This window comes from Paenibacillus marchantiae (assembly GCF_028771845.1).
Classification (GTDB): Bacteria; Bacillota; Bacilli; order Paenibacillales; family Paenibacillaceae; genus Paenibacillus; species Paenibacillus marchantiae.
The window spans coordinates 19,006-43,390 of the sequence record NZ_CP118270.1 but is presented as its reverse complement, the minus strand read 5'-3'; the positions used below and the strand labels follow the sequence as shown (position 1 = coordinate 43,390).

26 protein-coding genes and 1 pseudogene are annotated in these 24,385 nt (G+C 44.9%); 18 read left to right on the top strand and 9 right to left on the bottom strand.

Features of this window, described 5'->3' with window-relative positions; genetic code table 11:
* The first annotated feature begins 65 nt into the window (after positions 1-65).
* The 6 genes and pseudogenes from PTQ21_RS00230 (at position 66) to PTQ21_RS00205 (ending at position 4,368) form a co-directional block, all read left to right on the top strand.
* On the top strand, positions 66-854 hold the full coding sequence (locus tag PTQ21_RS00230) for a TrmH family RNA methyltransferase (RefSeq protein WP_274568473.1): 789 nt from the start codon (positions 66-68) through the stop codon (positions 852-854).
* Between the two features lie 978 nt (positions 855-1,832).
* Positions 1,833-2,015, top strand: a complete 183-nt coding sequence (locus PTQ21_RS00225; protein ID WP_274568472.1) for a hypothetical protein — start codon at positions 1,833-1,835, stop codon at positions 2,013-2,015.
* 398 nt (positions 2,016-2,413) lie between these two features.
* Positions 2,414-2,995, top strand: coding sequence for a hypothetical protein (locus PTQ21_RS00220; RefSeq protein WP_269054125.1), 582 nt, complete (start codon positions 2,414-2,416; stop codon positions 2,993-2,995).
* A gap of 403 nt (positions 2,996-3,398) precedes the next feature.
* Positions 3,399-3,620 (top strand): annotated as a pseudogene (locus PTQ21_RS00215) (sigma factor-like helix-turn-helix DNA-binding protein); the annotation flags it as partial.
* The gene (locus tag PTQ21_RS00210; protein WP_274568471.1) at positions 3,607-3,807 is read left to right on the top strand and encodes a hypothetical protein; all 201 of its coding nucleotides are present in this window, start codon (positions 3,607-3,609) and stop codon (positions 3,805-3,807) included. The pseudogene PTQ21_RS00215 and the gene PTQ21_RS00210, both read left to right, overlap by 14 nt.
* Complete coding sequence (locus PTQ21_RS00205; RefSeq protein ID WP_274568470.1) at positions 3,808-4,368, top strand: DUF3600 domain-containing protein; 561 nt, start codon at positions 3,808-3,810, stop codon at positions 4,366-4,368.
* Positions 4,369-4,459: 91 nt separating this feature from the next.
* On the opposite strand, the gene PTQ21_RS00200 is transcribed toward PTQ21_RS00205, so the two are convergent.
* Positions 4,460-5,326: an AraC family transcriptional regulator gene (locus tag PTQ21_RS00200; protein ID WP_063566155.1), complete on the bottom strand. Its 867-nt coding sequence runs from the start codon at positions 5,324-5,326 to the stop codon at positions 4,460-4,462.
* 112 nt (positions 5,327-5,438) lie between these two features.
* On the opposite strand from PTQ21_RS00200, the gene PTQ21_RS00195 reads away from it, so the two are divergent.
* A complete protein-coding gene (locus PTQ21_RS00195) occupies positions 5,439-6,596 on the top strand; it encodes a Gfo/Idh/MocA family protein (RefSeq protein WP_274568469.1) in 1,158 nt (385 codons plus the stop codon).
* Positions 6,597-6,681: 85 nt separating this feature from the next.
* Here the strand turns inward: PTQ21_RS00195 and PTQ21_RS00190 are convergent, their stop codons facing one another.
* On the bottom strand, positions 6,682-7,809 hold the full coding sequence (locus tag PTQ21_RS00190) for a glycoside hydrolase family 88 protein (RefSeq protein WP_274568468.1): 1,128 nt from the start codon (positions 7,807-7,809) through the stop codon (positions 6,682-6,684).
* Between the two features lie 141 nt (positions 7,810-7,950).
* Here PTQ21_RS00190 and PTQ21_RS00185 point away from each other — a divergent pair, with 141 nt between their 5' ends.
* Positions 7,951-8,823 carry an AraC family transcriptional regulator gene (locus PTQ21_RS00185; protein ID WP_274568467.1) on the top strand — a complete coding sequence of 291 codons (873 nt, stop codon included), beginning with the start codon at positions 7,951-7,953 and terminating at the stop codon, positions 8,821-8,823.
* 165 nt (positions 8,824-8,988) lie between these two features.
* Here PTQ21_RS00185 and PTQ21_RS00180 read toward each other — a convergent pair whose 3' ends face one another.
* Entirely contained in the window at positions 8,989-9,309 is a 321-nt protein-coding gene (locus tag PTQ21_RS00180; RefSeq protein WP_063566151.1) for a winged helix-turn-helix transcriptional regulator, read from the bottom strand.
* Between the two features lie 414 nt (positions 9,310-9,723).
* Between PTQ21_RS00180 and zwf the strand changes: the two genes are divergently transcribed.
* From zwf to yunB, 4 genes are all read left to right on the top strand, one after another.
* Positions 9,724-11,178 (top strand): glucose-6-phosphate dehydrogenase, encoded by a 1,455-nt coding sequence (gene zwf, locus PTQ21_RS00175; protein ID WP_269054121.1) that lies wholly within the window; start codon positions 9,724-9,726, stop codon positions 11,176-11,178.
* 442 nt (positions 11,179-11,620) lie between these two features.
* Positions 11,621-12,514 (top strand): phosphogluconate dehydrogenase (NAD(+)-dependent, decarboxylating), encoded by an 894-nt coding sequence (gene gnd / locus PTQ21_RS00170; protein ID WP_274568466.1) that lies wholly within the window; start codon positions 11,621-11,623, stop codon positions 12,512-12,514.
* 87 nt (positions 12,515-12,601) lie between these two features.
* Entirely contained in the window at positions 12,602-13,246 is a 645-nt protein-coding gene (fsa, locus tag PTQ21_RS00165) for a fructose-6-phosphate aldolase (protein WP_072735507.1), read from the top strand.
* Positions 13,247-13,452: 206 nt separating this feature from the next.
* Complete coding sequence (yunB, locus tag PTQ21_RS00160; protein WP_063566148.1) at positions 13,453-14,328, top strand: sporulation protein YunB; 876 nt, start codon at positions 13,453-13,455, stop codon at positions 14,326-14,328.
* Positions 14,329-14,450: 122 nt separating this feature from the next.
* Here yunB and PTQ21_RS00155 read toward each other — a convergent pair whose 3' ends face one another.
* Positions 14,451-15,521 (bottom strand): M23 family metallopeptidase, encoded by a 1,071-nt coding sequence (locus PTQ21_RS00155; protein ID WP_072735506.1) that lies wholly within the window; start codon positions 15,519-15,521, stop codon positions 14,451-14,453.
* A gap of 203 nt (positions 15,522-15,724) precedes the next feature.
* On the opposite strand from PTQ21_RS00155, the gene lipA reads away from it, so the two are divergent.
* On the top strand, positions 15,725-16,624 hold the full coding sequence (gene lipA, locus PTQ21_RS00150) for a lipoyl synthase (protein WP_063566146.1): 900 nt from the start codon (positions 15,725-15,727) through the stop codon (positions 16,622-16,624).
* Entirely contained in the window at positions 16,621-17,022 is a 402-nt protein-coding gene (locus tag PTQ21_RS00145) for a YutD family protein (RefSeq protein WP_240321485.1), read from the top strand. The genes lipA and PTQ21_RS00145 overlap by 4 nt, the downstream gene beginning before the upstream one ends.
* A gap of 29 nt (positions 17,023-17,051) precedes the next feature.
* Here PTQ21_RS00145 and PTQ21_RS00140 read toward each other — a convergent pair whose 3' ends face one another.
* A complete protein-coding gene (locus tag PTQ21_RS00140; RefSeq protein ID WP_024634403.1) occupies positions 17,052-17,855 on the bottom strand; it encodes an NAD kinase in 804 nt (267 codons plus the stop codon).
* 104 nt (positions 17,856-17,959) lie between these two features.
* Positions 17,960-19,213: a sporulation integral membrane protein YlbJ gene (gene ylbJ, locus PTQ21_RS00135; RefSeq protein WP_072735505.1), complete on the bottom strand. Its 1,254-nt coding sequence runs from the start codon at positions 19,211-19,213 to the stop codon at positions 17,960-17,962.
* A gap of 562 nt (positions 19,214-19,775) precedes the next feature.
* Between ylbJ and PTQ21_RS00130 the strand changes: the two genes are divergently transcribed.
* Positions 19,776-20,153: a globin domain-containing protein gene (locus PTQ21_RS00130; RefSeq protein ID WP_024634405.1), complete on the top strand. Its 378-nt coding sequence runs from the start codon at positions 19,776-19,778 to the stop codon at positions 20,151-20,153.
* 36 nt (positions 20,154-20,189) lie between these two features.
* On the top strand, positions 20,190-20,921 hold the full coding sequence (locus tag PTQ21_RS00125) for a DUF2225 domain-containing protein (protein WP_063566144.1): 732 nt from the start codon (positions 20,190-20,192) through the stop codon (positions 20,919-20,921).
* A gap of 17 nt (positions 20,922-20,938) precedes the next feature.
* Here the strand turns inward: PTQ21_RS00125 and PTQ21_RS00120 are convergent, their stop codons facing one another.
* Entirely contained in the window at positions 20,939-21,172 is a 234-nt protein-coding gene (locus PTQ21_RS00120) for a hypothetical protein (RefSeq protein WP_063566143.1), read from the bottom strand.
* Positions 21,169-21,339, bottom strand: coding sequence for a YycC family protein (locus PTQ21_RS00115; RefSeq protein ID WP_064506463.1), 171 nt, complete (start codon positions 21,337-21,339; stop codon positions 21,169-21,171). The genes PTQ21_RS00120 and PTQ21_RS00115 overlap by 4 nt, the downstream gene beginning before the upstream one ends.
* A gap of 118 nt (positions 21,340-21,457) precedes the next feature.
* On the opposite strand from PTQ21_RS00115, the gene PTQ21_RS00110 reads away from it, so the two are divergent.
* Positions 21,458-23,257 (top strand): M3 family oligoendopeptidase, encoded by a 1,800-nt coding sequence (locus tag PTQ21_RS00110; protein WP_274568461.1) that lies wholly within the window; start codon positions 21,458-21,460, stop codon positions 23,255-23,257.
* 272 nt (positions 23,258-23,529) lie between these two features.
* Entirely contained in the window at positions 23,530-23,943 is a 414-nt protein-coding gene (locus PTQ21_RS00105; protein ID WP_063566141.1) for a hypothetical protein, read from the top strand.
* Between the two features lie 78 nt (positions 23,944-24,021).
* On the opposite strand, the gene PTQ21_RS00100 is transcribed toward PTQ21_RS00105, so the two are convergent.
* On the bottom strand, positions 24,022-24,255 hold the full coding sequence (locus tag PTQ21_RS00100; RefSeq protein WP_063566140.1) for an alpha/beta-type small acid-soluble spore protein: 234 nt from the start codon (positions 24,253-24,255) through the stop codon (positions 24,022-24,024).
* Between the last annotated feature and the right edge of the window lie 130 nt (positions 24,256-24,385).

Genomic DNA, 24,385 nt, shown 5'->3' with positions numbered 1-24,385 from the left:
GCGGGAAATTCAATTCGTCATGTAACATGTTGATAAAAAATCCCGCAGACGGGAAGGATGGAAAGATGGATATTGTATCACCGCAAAATACACGTGTGAAGGAATGGGCACAGCTGCTGGAGAAAAAGCACCGTACCCGTCAACATAAATATATTATTGAAGGCATTCATCTCGTACAGGAAGCGCTGCGTGCAGGGGCAGATCTGGAATGCATCGTTTACGATGGGGAGCAGGGTGTACCCAAGGAACTGGCTGGACTGGAGGCTCCACTTCAGCGTGTGGAATGGATCAGTGTATCTCCTGCAGTTATCGCCAAGTGTACGGATACGATGACCCCCCAACCTGTTTTTGCCATTGTACATAAAGGTCGTGAACCGCTTCAAAGCTTGTTGTCTTCCTCCAAGGGGCTGGTCGTGGTATTGGACAATGTTCAGGATCCTGGTAATGTGGGGACGATCATTCGCAGTGCGGATGCAGCGGGTGCGGCAGGTGTTGTGCTCGGTGCGGGTTGTGCCGATGTCTATAATCCGAAAACGATCCGTTCGACGATGGGCTCATTGTTTCATTTACCCATTGTCGAAGGGCAGTTGGAGTCGTTGCTGCCTGAAGCAAAAGCTGCGGGTGTAAAGTTGGTTAGTACGTCTTTGCAGGCAGAGTATTCGTGCTACAGTTATGATTTTACACAATCGGTATGGCTTGTGATCGGTAATGAGGGCAAGGGCATATCGGAGTCTACTGCACAACTGGTGGACGATGCAATTACAATTCCGATGCAGGGACAGGCAGAGTCACTTAATGCCGCGATGGCGGCGACGATCTTGTTGTTTGAAGCGATGAGGCAGCGGATGGTTTAGCCCATGAATAATTCCTGTCCAAATTCAAATTAACTGTCCCTAACTAAAATTAACTGTCCCCAAACCACCAAAGACTGGAACTTGGTTGCCGCTTTTCGCCACCAATCCCTCCAGTCTTTTTCTCATCCCCAAAATCATCCCAGCAGAGAATTCCCATCCAAAATCCCGAATAGGTAATCAAGCAGAAACCCACTCTAATCAAGGCTTTTGGGGATTGAAAGCAGTTGATTCAAACTTTTTCTCAGGCACTTCTCTATCCTTTCAGGGACACGAATTATTAGTCGTTTCCTTCACAATTGAACCAGTTTCTTTCCAGTTTTCAGGGCTTTTTTTAGTATTTTTGGGACAGGAATTTTTATCTCGAAAATGGCGGTGAGACCTTGTGGGGTAAGGGATTAAGGTAGGTTGGATCGGGGACAGTTATTTTTATCTTTCTACAAAGTAATAGGGTTTTTAATCAGGTTTAAAGAAGTAATGACTTGCCCTGTATATCATCGAATGTAGCAGAGATGCACACTTTGGATTTACCAGCAGAATTTACAGCAGATATTTGGTAAGCATGAGAAAGTTACAATCTACAATATTCCTTGTTATTACTGTAGTCATTGTAAAGAACTTGTCCAATATTCTAATGAGTGTATTCGTGGAATTGCAAGTTATGCAATGGATTATGGATATGCAGAATTTGATTTGAATTGGTTCTATATAGCTCAAAATCAAAAAATACTCAGTAGGGAAGTCGGTCGTTAGATTCTTTGAAGAGGTACGTGATATAAAAGCTAATACATAGAAAATAACTTAACAAGTAATTGCCTCAAGAATATTAAATGAAGGTTTCGATGAGGATAGTACACCTGAATTAACTAACTTGCCTGTAAGCGAGATTATGAGGTTGAAAAAAGATATATCCTTTAGCGAGAAGGTACTTATTACGATTTAGAAATGAAATATAAAGAACAACTAAAAAAGAAGCAATCAATGGAAGAACGTACTACTTTCCTTGTTTCAGAAATTAATGAATATGAAAAGAAATATGGAGGTAAGTTTAAGGATTTATATGGTCACATTGAAGACGAGTTAGACGTCCTAGATGAGTTTGACGAAGTATTTGAATGGAGTGAACTTGAAAACGAATTAAGCCAAATTGATTATCACAAGTAGTCTTTTTTGCATAAAAAATCAAATTCTTGGTTAAAAACGATACTTTCGAGCCGAATGCTTATCAGGATTTTAGACTAATTATATTCGGCTTTTAATGTTTTAAACAAAGCATCTATTCCATCCAAATTCGCATTTTCACCTATAGTCCTGATATTACCGTTCATGAGATCAAGTCAACATGAGATTTATTTCGAAATATCGTCACTAATTGTTATCTATATAGTAAATTTGACCTACTAAACTGCCGACATAATAGATAGCGGTATCAATTGGAAGTATTAACAACATGATGAGTGATAGCAAGATGAGGAAAAATTTGGAGCTATGATCAAGGGAGAAAGGTAGAATCTCACGTTTAATAATTACACTATCATTCATTCAACATGGAGGGAATTCAGATGAGTAAAGAAAAGTCGGGTAGTACATGGGGATCTATTTTTATTATCGTGTTGATTTTCTTGGTTATTCTCGCTGTTAAAGGCTGCAATAGTGTTGTTCAGCATTTTAGCGAAGGCTCTGTTGAAGAACAAGGTCAAATTGTCCTTGAATTTGAAAAGCAAGTTAATGAAATTGATAAGGGTCTATCGAAATTGGGAAATGAAGTAGCCGAAGAATTGAAAGATTTTTCGATAGAAACTATCCCGAATTTGGAGATGATCGAGGAAGCTGAAAGACAGTATAGAGTGGCGGCAAATCGTATTAAAGATATTGATATTCCAAGAGGGCTAACTACAGAACGAAAAAGTGAGTTAAAGAGCATTCAAGAAGATTTTGAGTATTCTTATACCTTCAAATCTAATGCGATGTGGAGGCTTAGTAACTTTTACTCCAAAGGTGAACTGGAAGACCTCGAAGAAATGAATACGGATACTGCACTTGCTCAAGATAATTTCCTTGATGGAGTGGCAGGGCTGGTGACATTGAAGAAAGAGTTGGGTGTTTTAGATATTGACGCAACAACTAAAGAAAAGATTAAGTAAGTAAATTGTGAGATCTGACGCTTATAGTCTTAACAGAGGGAGTCGATTGATATGGGATTTTAAAAGAACTTGGGACATTCGCTGGTAAAGCAACGGCCAAATTAAATGGTGGATCGGTTAGGGTTGCTGGTGAAATATTCAATAGTTAAACTATTAAAGAACTTGGGGATGGAGCTGAGCGGGCACATCGAAGACAGGGGGAGCTTCTTGGAAAGGTTGCAAGCGGTACGGTTTATGTTGGAGTAGGACTATTCCAGAAGGATGATTATAAGGTTAAGGAAGGGTTCTCTGAACTTGGTGATGCTGTAGTATCACAGCAAGGCGTTGGTCAAGGCATTGGCTATGTCTACGAAACGGTAAAAATGTTGCAGTTGGCATCAAAGATGGGGATATGGATCAGGTTAAAGATGTTGAACAAGTGCACCGATTGCCGTACAAGCTCCAGCAGGCCATTACTCTTCACTATTTGAACGAGTACACGCAAGAAGAGATTTCATGCATATTGGAAATTCCAATAGGAACGGTGAAATCGCGTATTCATGCGGCATTAACCAAGCTGAGGCAGAATCAGAAGTTGAACCTAGGTATTCGGGGAAAGGTGGAGGATTTGCATGAATCTCGATGAACAGCTGCGAACAGCCTACCAGGAAGAGACCAAAAACTGGACAATTTCTGATAGAACAAAACATAAAATCTTAAATGCTGTTCGACGTGAATCACGTCTCAAAAGACATCGGAAAAAATGGCTGGTTACTGTTCTGCTGGCTGCTGTCCTCATCTTTCCTACGGGAGCCTATGCGGGGTATTCCTAATTGGCTAACGAAATGTATGGTTCACAGGAAAATATATCAGCGGTGGGTGGAACATCGGAGGATTATATGAGACTGGAAGAGAAGCTCCAGACAGCCAAAGCACATTTAAGTGAAGAGGAATTCATTCAATTTATGGATCTGATGAAGCAAATGGGGCAAATGGCTTTGAAGAATGCGGATCAACAGGGAGAGATGCACCCCGAGCAATGGAGTGTCACACAACAGACGGAGTTTAATCGTCTTACTGCAGAACTGGAACCTTTTTTTGAAAAGCTGGAAGCAGCAAGTGCAGACTCTCCAAAAGAACCTAAGGACCAGGAACAATTTTGGAAGGAACAGCTAGCAATGGCAGAGACGAAGTTTTCCAAGGAGCAGTTTACCGAGTTCAAATCGTTATATGAACAGATGAAGCAATATGAAGCCATGGTGATGGATCAGGATGGGAACATGCATGAAGAACGATTGTCTGCGGAGCAGAAAGAAGAACTGAAGCAGGTACGTGAGCAGATTTTTCCCTTCTTGGAGAAGTTGGGACTGGATGTACGCAAACCGGGTGAGTAGCTTAGGTTGTGTTAGGGGCTGAGGAGCGAAAGGGAGTTTATTCCTTTTTCTCCTTTTTTATTTTGTAGAAATGATTTTGTAGATAATCTTCTTATCTGCGTTGCATATTCAGCCGATATTGATGCGGCGTAGTGCCTGTTGCATTGCGGAAGACTTTGCAAAAATAAGATGGGCTGGATATGCCTACACGGTGGCCAATTTCCGGAACAGTATGTGTGGTACTTGTGAGTAACACACAAGCATGACGAATACGTGTAGCTTGGGCGTAAGCAACGATGGTGGTACCGGTAGCTTTTTTAAATATATGGGACAAATGATAAGGCGAGAGATGCAGTGTATCTGCGATATCCTCCAGACGAAACGGTTCATTGTAGTGCTCTTCAATCCACTGCATGACAGCCTCAGCATGAGGATGCAGAGCGGGAGGACTCGTTGGGAGCGTAGTAGAGCTGGGATACTGCCTGTCTTTCCAAAGGTAGCGAAGTTGTGCGAGCAGTCCAAGTAAAAAGACTCGTGTATCCTCTTCCACTTCATGTGGAAGTAATGTAGGTAGAATATCGGCAAATTGCTCAATCATCTGAACCATTTGGGATGAAGGGGAAAGACGAATCGGTTGAAGCGGAGATGTTTGCCCGAGAAGGTCCATTGTAAAACGATTTGATACGGCAAATTGCCGAGAGTGCGGGTTCAGCAGGTGCTGCTCATACATTAGTACGCTGCGGATAAAGGGATGTTCTTTCGTGACTTGAATCTGGATCTGATGCAGCTGAAAAGGGCGGAATATCATCAGCGTACCCGGTTCAAGGGAGAATGCCTGACCCTCGGTTATTAGCTGTCCATATCCATCATGGATATACGTGATTTCCATCTGTGAATGAGCGTGAAAAACCTCTCGGAACGCAGTGGTGGAGGTGCGACGGCATGCCAGATTAAATTGATCCTCAGTGATGATGGCCATTAGGAATGCCTCCCCTTCAAGAGCGCAATATAGTTTCATTTTATCACAAGATGAACGCATAAAAGCGCTTTATTATTGTGTATTGTGAAGGGAATAAGGGAGGTATGCATTCATGTTAAAAGTAGCCATTATTGGAGCAGGCGCGATCAGTGCAGCGCATATTACAGCGTATTTGGCATTTCCTAAACGATGTCAAATCATAGCTGTGGTGGATATGTACACGGAAAAAGCACAGAAACAAATTAACGAATATGGATTGAAAGGAGCACGAGCTTTTACCGATTATCATGAATTGCTGGATCAAAACATTGACTTGGTTTCGGTATGTACCCCTCCGTATACCCATGCACCGATCACATGTGATTTTCTGCATGCAGGTACACATGTGCTTGTCGAAAAACCAATGGCCTCTTCTTTGCAAGAGGCGGATATGATGCTGGAAGCGGCGCAAAAGAGTGGTAAGCTGCTATCGGTTGTGGCGCAGAATCGTTTTACGACACCGATGATGAAACTAAAAGATGTGTTGGATAGCAAACTTATGGGTCCCATTGTCCACGTACAGGTCGATTCGTTCTGGTGGCGGGGCCATAATTATTATGATCTGTGGTGGCGTGGTACATGGGAAAAGGAAGGTGGAGGCTGTACTCTTAATCATGCGGTACATCATATTGATGCGATGCTTTGGATGATGGGTCCTCCGGTGGAATTGCAGGCCATGATGGCGAATACGGCGCATGATAATGCCGAAGTAGAGGATATTTCCATGGCGATGCTTCGATTCCAAGAAGGAGCACTTGGTATGATCACCAGTTCCGTGGTACACCACGGAGAGGAGCAGCAGTTGATTTTTCAGGGTAAAGAGGCCAGGGTATCTGCGCCTTGGAAGGTCGTTGCTTCTACGGCACGAACGAATGGATTCCCAGAACCCAATCCAGATCTGGAACAACAGATTCAGAAACTCGCTGACGAATTACCAGATGTTACTCATGTGGGGCATACCGGGCAAGTAGAGAATGTGCTAAACGCCATTGAGACAGAATCACCGCTTCTGGTGGATGGGAAGAGTGGTCGGAATACACTGGAACTCATTGTTGGTATCTATAAATCGGCTAGTACGGGAGAGAAGGTTACTTTTCCACTAGAGGCAGAGGATGCTTTCTATACAAGGGAAGGGATTATGGAAAATGCGGTGCATTTTTATGAAAAAAAGACAGCCGTGGAGAACTTCGAGGATGTGGATATTACGTTAGGGAGAAAGTTGGAGTCGTAGTTAAATAAACATGGAAAAGAGGCCAGTCCCACAGATATTGTGAGATCTGGCTTCATTTTATTGGAGTCCTACTCACAAAACAAAATCAATACACCCGATGTTTCCATCCATTCAACTTCGCGATGGCCTCCAGATAATAATAATCTCCATAGATCAGGGAGACATCGATGAAGGAATTGCCGCTGCCTGTGGCGTGCAGCAGAATCGATTCATGCTCTGGCTGATCCCAAACTGCATAGTTCTCTGTTAAGGAACGCAGAATTTGTTCGGCTGCATCGGCATAGAGTCGTTTTTCACCTTCAGGAACGGCGGCGGCCAGTTCCAGCAGACCGGATGCGGCGATTGCTGCTGCAGAGCTATCTCGGGATTGACCATCCAGGGTAGGAAGTCTGAAATCCCAGTAAGGTACATGATCCTCTGGAAGCGCAGCAATAAAGTAATGGGCGATTCGTTTCGCTGTGTTCAGGAAACGCTCATCCTGGGTATAACGATACGTATTGGCAAACCCATATAATCCCCATGAGGTACCACGACTCCATGAGGATTCAGGAGCATATCCCTGTCCGCCAAAACATTCAATATAACGACCATCCTCCGGGTCAAAGGAAAGGATATGTTTGGTCGATCCGTCTTCACGAACACCGTACTGCATGGTCGTCTCGGCATGGCTAATGGCAATATGTTTGTAGCGTGGATCTCCCGTCACTTCTGAAGCCCAGAACAACAAAGAGATATTCAGCATGCAATCAATGATGGCCCAGCCATATTTGTCTTCATTCCACGCACGAATGAATTTGCCTGCCGGGTTATAGCGTCCTGCAAGGAAATTGGCTGCCTCCAGACCACGTCTGAGAGCGTATTCATCACCTGTAATTTTATGTTTAATCACAGCAGTAGAGAGAAACTGGAAGCCAACATCGTGATGAAGCTCTCCTGTTGATCTTATAAACCATTGCTCCAAAGTTTCATCCCACGACCATGCCGCATCCCGGTAGCTTTCCTCTCCTGTCATATCGTACATAATCCACAGCATACCCGGCCAGAAACCTGAAACCCACCAATCGGTATTGATGTTATCATACTTCCCATTATCACCGGCAAAATGAGGACATTTATCCCCAATGTTTTTTTTCATCCCTGGCAATTTGTTTTCGAGCTTCTGCATGACTTCCTGCCAATATGTCGTAGTTACGGCGGATTCTGCTTTGGCCATTAGATAACCTCCTTAGGGTTAATTAGAAATAAGATAACGCTTTTCTATAAGGAAATTATATCTTTTTAAAAACCTTAAAAGTTGTGTTAGGATATGAAGAAATGTTGCTCTGTTGTCATTTGTGAAGAAGGGGGAACGAGAGTGTTTGAACCTGTGAACTTTGAGGGAAATACTTTGGTATGGGATTATCAAATTAAATCGGTAAACGAATTCAAAGGATATTATCATTGGCATCAATGCGGGGAAATTCTCTATGTCCATGAAGGGCAAGGCATTGTGGTATTGAATAATCATACCTATCCCATTCGTAAAGGTATGCTCTTCTTTTTTCAGCCATATCAGCTGCATCACGTCTATGCCGAGGTTCATCCGGATACACCATATGAAAGGAACATTTTCTATGTAGAGCCCATTGTAATGGACCGATATTTGGGAGCGTTCCCACATCGCCGTGCTTTTTTTTCGAGGTTATGGAAAGGAAGAAATCAACAGCAGGTTTTTGATCTAAGTTCATCTATGGATCAGGTGGATTGGATATACAAAAGTTATCACCAGTCACGCAGTCGGGTTGGGGGAGAATGGGAGGAATCGGTGCTGTTTTTGCTACAACTATTGAATATTTTGGATCAACAAAATGACGGGGAACAGGCGAGTCAACGACACTTGGTCGAATCACGTCAATTAAGGCATGCGGAGAAGATGATGCATTGGATTGAAGAGCACTACATAGATGAAATCAGACTGGATCATATGGCGAATGATATTCATTTATCCAAGTCTTATGCTTCCCGTATCTTTCAGCAAGAAACAGGAAGCAGTATTACGGACTACGTCACAGCCCGAAGACTCAAGCAGGCATATCTTCTGCTGGAAACGACAACTCTTTCCGTTGAAGAGATTGGCAGACGAGCTGGATTTCCCAATGGATCTTATTTCATTCAATTATTTCGCAAGTCGGCGGGAACCACTCCGCTACAGTATCGGCAGCATTTTGAACGCAGCAGCAGACATTAAATCACATGAGTGTAACTGCTGATGTTATTAAAAGTAGCGTCAGCACATTATCGTGATGAAATTTAAAGCTTTATTTTAAAATTCTCAATATGTCGTAAGTAAAAGTGAAATAAGTTCCTTCTCTAAAATAGAATGAGACACCTATACTTTCCTTAAAAGTACGTGCTACAGCCACTTATCGGCCCATCGTTCTACGGAGCTTAATGCGCGCCCCAGCTCTGTGCCTTTGCGGGACAACATATATTCTGTCCGAACAGGGCGTTCCGTAACCACGTGACGCACGACAAGTCCCTCTTCCTCCAATTCCTTCATCCGTTCATTAAGTACCCGTTTGCTCAGGTCCGGGATATAAGCGTGAATTTCACTGAATCGTTTGGGTTCTTCCATCAATGTATGAATAATGAGGGCTACCCATTTCCGGCCAATGATCTGATAAGACTGTTCCACCTTTTCGCATATTTGCTTGGCATTCTCATCATCGCTCATAATAGTACTCCTTTGATTTAGTTATGCTTATTATAGCATTAGTATACTTATTGTAACCTGAGTGTCCACAAGCCCTATGTGTAAAATGTCACATACCAATTGTTCTTAATGTTACCACATAAAGCGTTAACATTAAATAAAAACCCTATAAACACTGGTGTTCACAGGTTGGACACGATTGTTGACGAATTGTGACGACAGGTGTAAGATGGGTAACGTCAATTCAATTGGTTACAATTTATAACCTTGATTAAGGTTGTGGAGAGAAGGAATGTTCCATGTTTAATTCAGGTCAGATACACAAGCGGAGGTAAGGCGGGGAACTCCCCCACTAATTCCGTCTTTTGTCATGCTTGGATTTGAACATTTTGTATCATCATATACTATACTGCACAGATCACAGGAGGCACTCCAATGGACGCAATGACATTTGTCCTCTTCGGGGCAACAGGCGATTTAGCCAAACGTAAGATTTACCCTGCATTATATAATTTGTACATTGATTCGAAAATGCCGAAATCCTTCTCCGTTATTGGTCTTGGACGGCGTGAATTGTCGGATGCTGACTTCCAGGCGAATGTCGAAAAGTCATTGCATACCTTCTCCCGTCAAACACCGGAAGAAGAAGCTCAAGTTCGCGACTTTATTGGTGCTTTTCGTTATTGTTCTTTAAATAATACGAAGCTTGAAGATTACACCAAATTGCTGGAACTGGTTCAGAAACGTGAACAAGAGCTCAATATTCCCGAGAATCGCATGTTCTACATGTCGGTTGCACCGGAATTCTTTGAGCCAATCGCACTGAACATTCAAGAAAGCGGCTTGGGTAACACCAAAGGCTGGAAGAAACTCATCATCGAAAAACCATTCGGACACGATTTGCAATCTGCTCGTGATCTGAACGAAAAATTGAGCAATACTTTTGCGGAAGAAGAAATTTACCGTATTGACCATTTCCTTGGTAAACCGATGGTTCAAAATATTGAAACCCTCACTTACGCGAATCCGGTCATTCAGGCTTTGTGGTCCAATCGTTACATTGCAAATGTACAGATTACAGCAAGTGAAACGGTTGGGGTCGAAGAGCGTGCCGCGTATTATGACCAAAGCGGTGCCCTTCGTGACATGTTCCAAAACCATATGCTTCAGTTGCTGATGATGATTGGTTTGCATTTGCCAAAACGCTGCACACCAGAAGAAATTCAATTCAAAAAGCAGAAGATCGCTGAAGCTCTTCGTCCATTGACGAAAGAGAATATCGCTTCCGAAGTCGTTCGTGCCCAATATGGAGCAGGCGAACTGCAAGGTACTTCTGTTGTTGGATATCTGGACGAGCCTGACATTCCAGCTGGTTCTCAGAATGAAACATATGTTGCCGCGAGACTGTGGATCGATGATCCATTCTGGAGTGAAGTTCCATTTTACATTCGTACAGGCAAACGCCTGGCTGAGAAATCAACCAGAATTGTTGTTGAATTCAAGGCTCCACTGAAAACAGGTCATGAATCCGAAAATACAACAGAGCCTAACTTGCTGACGATTGAAATTGGTCCGAAAGAAAGCATCTCGCTTCAATTAAATGCGAAAAACCCACTCAACCAAGGCGAAGTGGAACCTATGCATATGAGCTTCAACTCAGGTGAACGAAACATTCCGGAAGCTTATGAAAACCTGATCTTTGACGCGATGCGTGGCGATTCTACATTCTTTGCTCACTGGAACGAAGTTGAACTGGCTTGGCAATGGGTACAGCCGATCTTGGAAGCATTCCAGGAGGGCAGTGTGCCACTTGATACGTACAGCGCAGGTTCGCAAGGACCGAAGTCAGCAGATCGTCTGATTGCAGAGAACGGCTACCGTTGGTGGTAAAAGTATTGTAAGAGCAGCATCAGAGAAGAGAACACTACTATCTATTCTGCTCGATAATATACAAATTTGTATGAATTACACCGTTCCAATTTTGCATAAGTCCTTCCGGTAATACCCGGAAGGCCGTGAAAATTTTTGATATAGATTAGTTGGCTCAATCTAAATCAGTTCGTAACAATTACGCGCGAGTAGTGTAGGGGACGAAATCGATTCTGAAGAAGCGAAGCTAAAAGCTTTCTGAAAGAAAGCTACTTCGTAAGCATATGCCTCGCCTTTGTCTCCATATTTTAACCTTAAACATTATTAATCAAGGAAATTTGGAGACAACAGCGATCGAAAGAACGATTCGTAACCGGAACGGTTACTGCGCCACATGGTTAAGCACTATTTTGGAATTGGCCAGATAAAAATTAGAAATGTTCATAACAGGAGGAACTTAGCAATGAAACTTGGACTTATTGGATTAGGTAAAATGGGATTGAACCTGGGTAGAAACCTGATTGACCACAAACATGAAGTGGTTGCTTTTGACCTTAACGCTGAAGCTGTTAATGAAATGAAAGAATACGGCGCAGCAGGCGTATCTTCTTATGCAGAAATGGTAACTTCCCTTGAATCCCCACGTGTATTGTGGATCATGGTTCCTCACAACGTGGTTGACGCTGTACTGGCTGAAGTAAGCCCACTGTTGTCCAAAGGCGACATCATCATCGAAGCGGGTAACTCGCACTACAAAGAGTCCATCCGTCGTTACGAAGAAATGAAACCTAAAGGCATTCACTACATGGATGCTGGTACATCCGGCGGTATGGAAGGCGCGCGTAATGGCGCATGTTACATGATCGGTGGCGATCCTGAAGCTTGGGCAGTAGTTGAGCCTGCGTTCAAGGATACTTCCGTTGAAAATGGTTACCTGTATGCAGGTAAAGCAGGTAGCGGTCACTTCCTGAAAATGGTTCACAACGGTATCGAGTACGGTATGATGGCTTCCATCGGTGAAGGCTTCGACGTATTGGAGAAAAGCGGCTTCGATTTCGACTTCGAACAAGTTGCTCGCGTATGGAACAACGGTTCCGTTATTCGTTCTTGGTTGATGGAATTGACAGAGCGTGCATTCTCCAAAGATGCTAACCTGGACGAAATCAAAGGGGTTATGCATTCTTCCGGTGAAGGACGTTGGACAGTTGAAACAGCATTTGATCTGCAAACTGCTACGCCAGTTATCGCGTTGTCCCTGTTGATGCGTTACCGCTCCCTGGAAACAGACACGTTCACAGGTAAAGTTGTTGCAGCATTGCGTAATGAATTTGGCGGTCACGCTGTAGAAAAAAATTAATTCATATATAACTGTTAACATATACGGATAATCGGGTAATGATGAGTATAGCTGTTTACAAAATTCATCAAGTGGAGGGAACATATCATGAAATTTTTCTTAGATACAGGTAATGTTGAAGAAATCAAACGGATCGAACGTCTGGGTCTGGTGGATGGAGTCACGACCAACCCGTCTTTGATTGCCAAAGAAGGTCGCGTATTTAAAGAAGTGATTCAGGAGATCTGTGGCGTTGTTAAAGGCCCGGTCAGTGCTGAAGTGATCGGACTTAAAGCCGGGGATATGTTGAAGGAAGCTTATGAAATTGCAGAATGGGCACCGAATGTAGTGATTAAACTACCGATGACCGAAGATGGACTCTATGCTTGTCATGAACTGACCCAAAAAGGAATTAAAACCAATGTAACGCTGATCTTCTCTGCAGCACAGGGTCTGATGGCGGCAAAAGCTGGCGCAACATACATCAGTCCATTTGTTGGCCGTCTGGATGATATTGCGGTGGATGGCATGAAGCTGATTCGCGATCTGCGTCTCATTCTGGATACGTATGATTTGCCTTCCGAAATTATTGCAGCAAGCATCCGTAATATCAAACATGTCGAGGATGCAGCTCTTTCTGGTGCGCATATCGCGACCATTCCGGGTTCGCTCCTGCCAACATTGTGGAAACACCCGCTGACAGACAGCGGCATTGAGCGCTTCCTGAAAGATTGGGAGTCCGTTCCGAAATAATAAAATGTGGACAGGGATCTGATTCCTCAGAGCCATATTCCATTAAAAAGCCTTCCGTCATGCAGACAAAATCTGCTGGTGGAAGGCTTTTTTAGTTGTAAGTGATGATATCCCCGTACGAGCAGGTGCTGTCCTTCTTTTTCGGGACAACAATGCATAAGGATAGTATATAGCCTATAGCTCATCCCGCAGGGGAGGGACGCCCGATGATGAGAAGACGATGGCGAAGCCGAAGACGCCGCAAGCCGCCAAGTGGCAGGCGCAAAATGTGGTTGATTATTTTATTGGTAACAGCGTTTTGTTTGATGCAGGGTTTTGCCTATGTGGATAAGAAAATGAAACCACCCATTATGCATCTGGCCAAAATCAGAGTAAAGCAGATTGCAACGGAAGCGATCAACAAGGCGATTACAGCGCAGGTTTCCGAAGGCAAATCCACCGAAGGATTGATTGACTGGAAAACCGATACGGCTGGGAAAGTGTCCGGATTCATGCTGAATTACGACGAGCATATGCGGATCACTGCGAGTACGATGAACATCGTGCAATCCACTTTGCAGAATGTGCATATGTTAAAAGAAAAAATTCCGCTGGGGCAGGCGTTGGGCAGTCCGGTACTGGCATCCTTTGGTCCAAGTATACCGGTTCGTATTGAGCCTCAGGGTGCCGTCAAGGTGGATCTGAACACCCGTCAGCAGAACGCCGGTATAAACATGATTCTGGTGGAAGTGTACATTCACATCATTGCCGAAGTCGCGGTAGTGGTGCCCTTTGACATGGAACCCGAGACCGTCGATACGGAAATTCCGATATCTTACCTATTGGTGGTCGGGGATGTGCCGATGTACTACTACGATAATCAGGGCAAACCAGTAGGCAGCAACGGAAGCAATGCACCTGCGATCGCACTTCCATCGGGTCAGACGGGTGTTTCGAGTGGTCATGGAGGAACGCCTAATTCAACCTCTCCCAATCAGCAACAGGCTCCAGCAAACGGTTTGAACGGAAATGGTTTGGAGGTTGAGCCGGATTTGTCTGATCCCAATGAGGGATTACAGCTTGACGTGGATGTGAACCACTAATGAATCAAAGGTAAATATCGAATACAAAACGGGGCCCCTAAGATAGAGGTCCCGCTTTGTATTAAAATTCATCTGAATACTAAGTAGATACTTTTTATCCTTTATTCCAACCTCATTTTGCCTCATTTGCTTTTGGCTTTCTTCTGTTTGCGTTCTTCCTGCTCCCAATGCTTCAGATTCGGGTAAGGGTCGAACGACCATTCATTCAGTCCGCTATCACGATAGATGCCATAGTGCAGATGAGGAGGAAACTTACCTTGTGTACCTGGTTTTCCATACCCTGAACTGCCCACCCAGCCCAAAACCTGACCAGGGGTAACCACTTCGCCGATATGGGCGTTTTTGTCGAAGCCGGATAGATGAGCGTAATAGTGGTAATGGTTGTTCAGATCACGAATACCGATACGCCAGCCGCCAAACGGATTCCAGCCTTTGATTTCCACGACACCGTAACAGGTACTGCGCACAGGCAGGCCATGCGGTGCAAAAATATCCGTGCCTTCATGAATACGGTACCCACCCCAACTGCGTTTGGTTCCCCAGGTGCTGCGATATGAATAGTTGGTTCCGAGAGGGACGGGAAAGGCGTGACCAAAGAGATCAAGGCTGTCAAAATGCTCATATAATTTCGCGAATTGCTGAATGCGCTGCACAGCTCGGGAGTTATGATAATATTCCCACAGAGCGATGTTGAAGTCCTCCGGCTTGTTCCCATAATTCTGAACAATGGAAGCCATGCTGTAAAGTACGTCCAGGTCATTATTAGCATCTGCTACGCCATCACCAGAACCGTCACGACCATATCCATTGAAAAAAGCAATGGAACCCGGTTGTTGATCCGTTTCATTCGGATTTAGCCAGCCTCTCCAGGCTGGGGAGGTCATGAATATGCCGGTCAGCCGTTCCGGATGTTTACGATCTTTCGGATGAGCACGCGAGATGGTTCGTTCATATTGATCAATCGCTGCGAGCCTGTACCAGGGAATTTGGGTCATCTGACCAATGCTTTCATATAGATGTCGGCGCGAGGCGAAAATGTCCGCTGGTTTTTGCTCTACAGCCTGAGGTTTGGAATCAGCGGCGGTGGGTTCACCGTAAACATCAACAGGCAAGAATGGGAGAAGCAGTGTGCCTGCAAGCAATGTTTTGATCCAAAAGGAATAAGTTAACCGCGATGTAAAGCGATCTTGCACAGGGAAGCAGCCCCCTTTCCAATGAGATGATGCACATGGTGCCCGGTGAACCAAGCTATAACCTAGCGTTCTTCAAAAGTCTTCATTTTATCCATGTAAGACATGAATGCACAAGATGTGACAAATGGGGGTTTTTCCAGCGCTTTCATGGTATAATATGTTCCGAGCAACAGCCTAACTTCAGTAGAAAGAAGGTTTATGCATTGGCTAAACGTGTTAAAGAACCGAAACCGGACTGGATTCGGATCAAATTGACAACCGGCGATAACTATCAGGAAATGAAAACGATGATGCGTTCCAAAACGCTGCATACAGTATGTGAGGAAGCACGGTGCCCGAATATTTACGAATGTTGGGCTAATCGGACGGCTACTTTTATGATTTTGGGCGACATTTGCACACGGGCATGCCGTTTTTGCGCGGTAAATACCGGCTTGCCAACGGAACTTGATTTGCAGGAACCAGAACGCGTGGCAGAAGCGGCAGAACAGATGAATCTGCAGCACTGCGTAATTACGAGCGTGGCGCGTGACGACCTGAAGGATGGAGGAGCGACGATCTTTGCGGAGACGGTGAAGGCCGTTCGTCGTCGTTTGCCTTTATGTAGCGTAGAAGTGCTGATTCCGGACTTTTTGGGTGACCGGGATTCCTTGCAGATTGTGATGGATGTCAAACCGGACATCTTGAATCATAACATTGAGACAGTAGAGCGGCTATCGGACAGAGTCCGTGCCAAGGCGAAATACAAGCGTTCACTCGAACTGCTTGCTCGTGCCAAGGAAATGCAGCCAAATATCCCGACGAAATCGAGCATCATGCTTGGTGTGGGGGAAGAATATCATGAAATTCTGCAAACGATGGATGATTTGCGAGCTGTGGATTGTGATATTATGACGATTGGTCAATACCTGCAGCCATCAGAGAAACATCTGTTTGTGGAGAAGTACTATCCGCCAGAAGAGTTCGCAGCATTGAAGCAGGAAGGACTAAAGCGTGGATTCAGCCACGTTGAATCTGCACCGATGGTACGTAGTTCTTACCGTGCGCACGAACAGGTAAAATCTGCTACAAAACATGCTGAACAGGCGGCAACACATGCATGATGGAGGATACCGGATTGGAAGAAGATAATAGCACAGAACAGGTTCAGGAATTAGCCCAAGAATCGGCTCAGGACAAACCTCAAGAACCGGTTATTGTTCAAATCGGCGGAAAGAATTATGAAATCGTACAAAACCACAAAGAAGGCTGGAATCCTGAAGTCTTCCGTGACCGTTACAGCGAAGTGCTGGAGCGGTACGATTACATTATTGGGGACTGGGGTTACAGCCAGCTGCGGTTGAAAGGTTTTTACCGGGACAACCATCCCAAAGCAACGAAGGATTCCACGATCTCCAGCATGGTGGACTATATCAATGAATATTGCAACTTTGGATGTGCATACTTTGTGCTTCAGAAGAGCAAAGATCAGCCTCAAGCCAAAGCAAAAAGCGGTTCCTGAGAAGGACCGCTTTTTTTGTTGCGTATATTTTAGTCCAAAAAAGCTGTGCGAACTCTGTTCCAAAACGGATAGGGCCGGAAACGGGCAAAACTGACCTTGTGACGGGCCACCTGGCAGCGTACGGATATGAGATCTTCCACCATAACGTTTACGTGGTCAATGGTAAGCAGTAACCGCTGATCCTTGCGTGAGAAAATATCACAGTGATGATGCTTGGGCAAAATAACCGGTGAACCCAGCGTCCGATAGACGCGGTTATTAATCGAAGCAATCTCGGCGATCTGAATAGCCTCGATTGTGGGATGCACCATAGCGCCGCCAAGCGCCTTGTTGTATGCCGTACTGCCTGAAGGTGTTGATACACAGATACCGTCTCCCCGGAACATCTCAAACGTCACGTCATTAATGTCGACCTGAGCAACGACTGTACCGTCTACACCTTTTAACGTAAATTCGTTCAGTGCGATATAAGAGGTATTGCCCGACTTTTTACGAATCTCAAGCTCCAGCAGTGGATACTCCACAATTCGTGGTTTGAGTCGTTCCGGGTCGCCTTTGCCGCTCATCAATCGAACCAATTCACGTAATTCTTCCTTCTTCCAATCGGCATAAAAGCCGAGATGGCCTGTATGAACCCCAACAAAAGCAATGTCCGGGATGCGGTCGATGAAATTGTGAAATGCTTGCAGCATCGTACCATCGCCTCCGATGGAGATGACAATCTCCGGCGATTCTGCATCCAGCTTAAACCCTTCCTCTTTTGCCAGCGCATGAAACTGCTGACTGAGATCAATCGATAACTGGTCTCCGCGGTCTTGAACATAGTATCTCAAGATGAAAGCTCCTTTGTGGTCATTATACTACCGATGATAATCAATTCCAGGGAAGAACACAACGTTGGATTGATATTCAGTTGTATATAAACGCACAGGAGGGCTTATTTTTTTATACGTCGAGGTAAGAAAAAGGGACTTAGTAGAGAAAGTATCAGCAGGAAAAGTAATACGCCTCCAAGTACACCTACTCCCGAAAAAAAGATCTGTCCCCAGTCTGGTGTATACGAAAATAATTCTGATTTGGCACCGGTTTGGAACAAAACAGGCCATTCCGAATCACCCATCATCGGCATCCATAACAAAAGTACAAGTATGGGTGCAATGAGAGCATGGATTGCTCTGGCAAACAGAAAGGGGCCATATCTCATGGGTGTGTTGCTCAGGACACTCATGATCTGGGCATGAACGGATAATCCTCCCCAGGAGAGGACAAATGCAACAGCAGCAGCTTTGTACACGAGCGGAATGGATATGCCCGCCCCTCCTGCTTCTTTAGCTCCCAAAGTGACTTCAAATAATCCGCCTACGAGGCTGTGGGATAAGGCAGGGGGGAATCCTGTATATAAAAGCAGTTGTTCCGTAATGGCGTATAACCCGCCTAGCCATCCAGTTTGAACGAGTAATTCCATCATAACGGAGAAGAATACAACTAACCCTCCTACGATAATAATAAGGCGAAGGGATGAGGAGACTGCCTGGCGCAGCAATTCACCAAATGCCCGTCCATCAGCCTTTCTTGCCTCGTGCATGGCATAAATGGCTCGGAGCAGTCTGTTTTTGTGTACCTCCTCAGAGTCGGAGGGAGAGTTGTTGTTCGGCTGTTTATCCTTTGCGGAGATGCCGCCATGGAACCGCATGAGCAGGCCCACAAGAAATGCAGCACCATAATGTGATGTGACCAGTATGGGAGCAATAGCTACATTATGAAAAAAACCGACCGATACGGCTCCAATCATGAAGATGGGATCGGATGATGTGGTGAAAGCAACGAGGCGTTCACCTTCTTCCCGAGTAAGCAATTTTTGTTCCCACAATTGTGCAGTCAATTTGGCTCCAGTGGGATAACCGGAGGCGCAACTGACGGCAAACACAAAGCCGCCGCTTCCGGGAACGCGAAATAGCGGACGCATCAATGGATTTAAGAGTGTACCCAAAAAATGAACAATGCCGAAGCCAAGAAGCAGCTCGGAGAGCACCAGAAAGGGAAAAAGGGAGGGAAACAGCACGTCCCACCAAATGGATAGTCCACGTACACCTGCATGCCAGGTTTCCGCAGGAAACAGCACCATCAACACACACAGGATCAGGAGAGCTAGTGGGATCAGGACATGGGTGATTCGTTGTGAAGCGGCCATGAATTCTTCTCCTTTATTTTTGGAATGGTCAGTGTGCAGCAGAACGCAGGTGCTTTTGCCATCAATATATGAGACAAAGCGGACAAACAGTACAAATTAATGTTTAGAAAGCGCTTGCAAAAGTGGCTGTGTTTTTAGGAGATGTATGCTAAAATGATAAAAACGCCTGAACGTCACCTAATTACCTTGAAGGTGGAATTAAATCGGATGGAGTGATGATTATGAGTCTTGTCACCGGAATCCTGGTTTGTGCTTTTGTTTATGTTATACGTGCCTCGCTTGTGCGCTCTGAAGAAGAGGACTGGCGAAGTTATTAATGAAATATCTGGTGCGCCAAACCTCTTGTTTGGCGCTTTTTTTGTGCCTTCAGCACGAGATAGACCTGTATGAGTCATGGCTATGTGGGACCATAATCCTTTCATGTTATATAGGACTTTTGGGATTTTTTTGATAGAATGAAGATAAAGGCGTTCGTGGCCTTGTTCTTCAATCTCCTTTCATAATTAAGCATGGGAGTGTAATATATGTCAAAATTCGACACCTGAAAGGAGGGAAAAGCGGAATGAATCCTAGTTTAAGCATCTACGACAATCTTGGTGGAGAGGCAGGCGTTCGTGCACTGGTCGAAGCTTTTTATCCGATTGTTCAGCAGAATGAGAAGCTGGCACCTCTTTTTCCGGAGAATATTCAGCCGGTAATCGACAAGCAATACATGTTTTTGTCTCAGTTCTTCGGTGGTCCTGCATTGTTTTCCGAGGCTTTTGGTCATCCGATGATGCGTGCCCGCCATATGCACTTTGAAGTGACAGTTGAACGGGCAGAAGCTTGGCTTGCATGTATGGATCAGGCGTTGACACAAGTTGGTGTGGAAGAGCCGTTGCATTCTTTCGTCCTGCAGCGATTGTCGGGGCCAGCACATCATTTTGTGAATACACCTTAGTTCCGATTACAAGCTTGTGGGAGAGGGATGGAATGAGTGGAATTAGAGCCTCTGTATAAGGTAAAGGTGAAGTGTCATTATTGCGAGACTGAGTATGATACCTCACGCGTAAGACCAAGCTTAAAACGGCCATATCGGACGGATTCCGATTTTTGTGCGTACTACAAGCGGGAAAATCCGGATTTCTATGTTGTTCGAATTTGTCCTGAGTGTGGATTTGCTTCGACAGAGAATTCGACAGAACAATTAAACGATAAACAGCGAAAGGCTTTTAAAGAGCAGATCGGCAATCGTTGGGTGAAACGAGACTATAGCGGAGCACGGACACTGGAACAGGCGATGGATTCGTACAAGCTTGGACTGTTGGTTGCGCAGGTTATTCAGGAGAAAGATCGTGTCGTTGCGGGTCTGCTGCATCATATTGCCTGGCTGTATCGGTACATGGAGGATCATACCCAGGAAAACCGTTTTCTTGAATTTAGCCTTGAGGCTTATGTAAAGGTTTATGAACGGGAAGGTACTGGCGGGAATGAAGCCAAGCTTCTTTATCTATTGGGAGAGTTGAACCGCAGAGTAGGTCGATTCCATGAGGCTGTAAAATGGTTCGGCAGGGTTATTCATGACAAGCGCATTACCGATGCTGCCATGATTCGGGCTTCGCGAGAGCAGTGGGCATTACTGCGGGAACAGATGATTTCGAGCAAGCTGGAATTGCCAGATGAAATGATTGAAGCAGACAAAGAGGCTGCGAAACGCAGCCCCATTTGATAAGTGACAGTTGTTCTCTAATTGCGGACAGGACGACTGGACAGCAGGTAATCACTATCATTGTCGATCACAGTCATGCTGGCATTACAACAAGGAAAGACCAGCAATTTCTTTTTGCCTTCGCGAATGCGTACAAGCTCCTTCGGTTTGAGCGGCAGGAGTACATTGTTTGCATGGCAGTACGGACATTGCTGTACATAAATGTCCCCCATTACAATATCGTAAGGCCAGCTGTTCTCAAAGGGGATCATTCTTGCTCGCCTTCCGTAGAGGCAGGTTTAGCCGCTTCTTCTTTGGCCAACTCGGCGATTTTCTGCATCAGAATATGCTGCGGCATATGCATCAGATGTTCGAGGGGAACACCCAGAGATTCTGCTAATTTGACGGCTGTGTCAGCCGAGACTTGTAAAGGTTTCATACGATTACCTCCTGAAAATAGCTTAAACTATTTCTCTAGTATAGAGATATAGCGCTTATAAAACCAGTTCTAATTCAAGGTTAATTATCCATTCTACTGAGAGAGGTGCCTTATTTAAATGAAAACACCATTACAACCCGTCTGGGATCTGGAATCCATTTTTAGTGGAGGTTCTGCCTCCGAGTCGTTCGCTGCGTATTTGATTGAGCTGGAGCAGGATGTACGCAAGCTGCAAGCTCTTTTGAAAGAAACACCTGCACCCAAGTCGCTGGAAGAAACGAATGCATTTGATCCGATCCTTGAACTGCTTCAGAGCTGTTATATCCGAATTTCGGAAGGGTCCGCATTTGTGTCCTGTCTTTCTTCACAAAACCAAAATGATAAAAAAGCAGTTCAGCTTCAGGGAACCATGAGTTCTCTTGGCGCGATGTTGAACAGTACCAAGTCCCAATTCGATAATACGCTTAGCCAAACGACAGACTCTGTATGGGAAGCATGGATTGCTCGGGAGGATATTCAGCCGCTTGCCTTTGCATTGAATGAGAGCCGCACGCAAGCTCGTGAGAAACTGTCTCCTGAGCTTGAAGGCCTTGCGCTTGATTTGGGCGTCGATGGTTACCATGGCTGGGGCAAATTCTATAACACCATTGTGAGCAAGGTTAACATTCCCTTTGAGCAAAATGGTGAAACGGTTATGCTGTCCGCAGGCCAGGCTTCCAACAAGCTGAGCGACAGTGACCGGAATGTACGCGAGACTGTATTCGCCAATTGGGAACTAGCCTGGACCGATGTCGAAGACTTCTGTGCAGATACATTAAACCATCTCGCAGGCTTCCGTCTCAAATTGTATGAGAAGCGCGGCTGGGATGATATTCTCAAGGAACCTTTGGCGATCAACCGGATGTCGCGTCAGACGCTTGATACGATGTGGGACGTAATTAACGGTGCCAAACCTGCGTTGGTTCGATATTTGGAGCGCAAGGCGAAACTGCTTGGAGTAGAGAAACTCAGTTGGAGTGACGTTGATGCACCCGTAGGCAAGTCGGGTGGAAAAGTCACATATGACGAGGCAGCCATCAATATTGTTGATCAATTCGCCAAGTTCAGTCCCAAACTTTCCAAATTTGCAGAGATGGCGTTTGAGAAACGTTGGATCGAAGCAGAGGACCGTCCTGGCAAGCGTCCAGGGGGATTCTGTACGTCCTTGCCACTCAGCAAAGCAACACGTATTTTCATGACCTTCTCTGGGACGCCGTCGAATGTGTCGACACTTGCCCATGAACTTGGTCACGGATATCATCAGCACATTATGGAAGAACTGCCAGCTTTGAATCAACGCTACGCCATGAATGTGGCAGAAACGGCATCTACCTTTGCTGAGTTGATTGTAGCTGATGCACTGGTTCAGGCAGCAACGGATGAGCAAGAGAAGCTTGCTCTGCTCGAAGACAAGATTCAACGAAGCATTGCGTTCTTCATGAATATTCACGCTCGTTTCCTGTTCGAAAATCGCTTCTATGAGCAACGCAAACAAGGTTTGGTAAATGCAGATGAGTTGTCCAAACTGATGGTGGAAGCACAACAAGAAGCGTTCTGTGGTGCGCTTGCATCGGATCATCCGCATTTCTGGGCTTCCAAGCTGCATTTCTATCTGACAGGTGTACCATTCTACAATTTCCCGTATACGTTCGGATATATGTTCAGTGCAGGCATCTACGCCAGAGCACAGGAGGAAGGCACGGCATTTGCCGATAAATACGATGATTTGTTGCGAGATACAGGCCGAATGACGGTAGAAGAACTGGCTCAGAAACATCTGGGTACAGATCTCACACAACCTGGTTTCTGGCAAAATGCAGCGAACCTGGTCATTGCCGATATTGATCAATTTCTTGAGATGACAGAATCCGCAAAATAGTATTCCTATATATGAAATGAGGCTGCAATCCTGTGTAAATGCATACGGGGTTGCGGCCCTTTTTGTGTTTTTTAAAGTTAAGGTCCGACTAAATATTTTGTCGCAATTGAGAGAAATAACTCGCTAAAAGGACGCAAAATGGCAATTAATTGTGCAAATTATAGTTATAATTACCCAAGTTTGTTTGACTTTGTTGAATGACCACATTTGTTGTCATATAATGAGTCGTAAGTCCTTGTTTTGTAGGATGAAGTGCATAAAGGAGGAGCGTTATGGTAAAAATTGACCAGCTTTCATTAGCACGACAGTTGGATTTGGTGTTCAAAGAGCTTGATCATGAATTATCAGGGTTAGATTCAGGTGTGGTTTTTGTGCAAATACGAAATAATGTAATTGGGAAGTTTGGGATTCGACATAATCCGATAACCGGACGTGACGGTCAAATGGAAGTGGAGGACGGTGGATTAAACGAAACCCAGCGCTCTTCTTTCCGCGCAATGGCACTGGAAACTTTGAAATTCAAGCGAAATTGGACTCATGGAGAAATTGCATATGATTTTACAGTAAGACAAGGCATGATTCTGGTTGATGCCACGATGGAGTCCAACTATAATATGGCGAACCTGATGATTCGTTATCCAAGAACCAATACATACATGGATTCAGGCATGGAGTCGTCTTCATAATTGTGATGAGCACAGGAAAGCGGCACTTCCGAGGAAGGCCGCTTTTTGTTGTTGCATATACGAGCACAAATTACGAGCTTACGAACGACCCGATAATTGCTGCTCAGCGATTTGGACCAGACGTTTAGTGATGTAACCACCCAGAGAACCTGTCTCACGGGAAGTGTAGTTACCGTAGTAACCGTCTTGGGGAATAGTTACACCCAGCTCTTGTGCAGCTTCAATTTTCAATTGTTGCAATGCTGCGTTTGCTTGGGGAACAACCAGATTGTTGGAGCGGCTTCCGCTACCTTGGTTTTGACCTCCGTACATGTGTGTCACCTCCTTATGGCTTGGTGATGTTAGTATGGTTAGAGAATGAGGAAATATGCATGATATGGCGTAAGGGAAAATTTGGATAATAGAAATGAGATATAACATGAAAAAAGCCGACCCAGTATGG

Bases quoted from the DNA above. Each gene is read 5' to 3' on its own strand.
- PTQ21_RS00230 (WP_274568473.1), top strand. From the start codon at position 66: ATGGATATTGTATCACCGCAAAATACACGTGTGAAGGAATGGGCACAG.
- PTQ21_RS00225 (WP_274568472.1), top strand. From the start codon at position 1,833: ATGGAAGAACGTACTACTTTCCTTGTTTCAGAAATTAATGAATATGAA.
- PTQ21_RS00220 (WP_269054125.1), top strand. From the start codon at position 2,414: ATGAGTAAAGAAAAGTCGGGTAGTACATGGGGATCTATTTTTATTATC.
- PTQ21_RS00210 (WP_274568471.1), top strand. From the start codon at position 3,607: ATGAATCTCGATGAACAGCTGCGAACAGCCTACCAGGAAGAGACCAAA.
- PTQ21_RS00200 (WP_063566155.1), bottom strand. From the start codon at position 5,326: ATGGCCATCATCACTGAGGATCAATTTAATCTGGCATGCCGTCGCACC.
- PTQ21_RS00195 (WP_274568469.1), top strand. From the start codon at position 5,439: ATGTTAAAAGTAGCCATTATTGGAGCAGGCGCGATCAGTGCAGCGCAT.
- PTQ21_RS00190 (WP_274568468.1), bottom strand. From the start codon at position 7,809: ATGGCCAAAGCAGAATCCGCCGTAACTACGACATATTGGCAGGAAGTC.
- PTQ21_RS00180 (WP_063566151.1), bottom strand. From the start codon at position 9,309: ATGAGCGATGATGAGAATGCCAAGCAAATATGCGAAAAGGTGGAACAG.
- zwf (WP_269054121.1), top strand. From the start codon at position 9,724: ATGGACGCAATGACATTTGTCCTCTTCGGGGCAACAGGCGATTTAGCC.
- gnd (WP_274568466.1), top strand. From the start codon at position 11,621: ATGAAACTTGGACTTATTGGATTAGGTAAAATGGGATTGAACCTGGGT.
- fsa (WP_072735507.1), top strand. From the start codon at position 12,602: ATGAAATTTTTCTTAGATACAGGTAATGTTGAAGAAATCAAACGGATC.
- yunB (WP_063566148.1), top strand. From the start codon at position 13,453: ATGATGAGAAGACGATGGCGAAGCCGAAGACGCCGCAAGCCGCCAAGT.
- PTQ21_RS00145 (WP_240321485.1), top strand. From the start codon at position 16,621: ATGATGGAGGATACCGGATTGGAAGAAGATAATAGCACAGAACAGGTT.
- ylbJ (WP_072735505.1), bottom strand. From the start codon at position 19,213: ATGGCCGCTTCACAACGAATCACCCATGTCCTGATCCCACTAGCTCTC.
- PTQ21_RS00130 (WP_024634405.1), top strand. From the start codon at position 19,776: ATGAATCCTAGTTTAAGCATCTACGACAATCTTGGTGGAGAGGCAGGC.
- PTQ21_RS00120 (WP_063566143.1), bottom strand. From the start codon at position 21,172: ATGATCCCCTTTGAGAACAGCTGGCCTTACGATATTGTAATGGGGGAC.
- PTQ21_RS00115 (WP_064506463.1), bottom strand. From the start codon at position 21,339: ATGAAACCTTTACAAGTCTCGGCTGACACAGCCGTCAAATTAGCAGAA.
- PTQ21_RS00110 (WP_274568461.1), top strand. From the start codon at position 21,458: ATGAAAACACCATTACAACCCGTCTGGGATCTGGAATCCATTTTTAGT.
- PTQ21_RS00105 (WP_063566141.1), top strand. From the start codon at position 23,530: ATGGTAAAAATTGACCAGCTTTCATTAGCACGACAGTTGGATTTGGTG.
- PTQ21_RS00100 (WP_063566140.1), bottom strand. From the start codon at position 24,255: ATGTACGGAGGTCAAAACCAAGGTAGCGGAAGCCGCTCCAACAATCTG.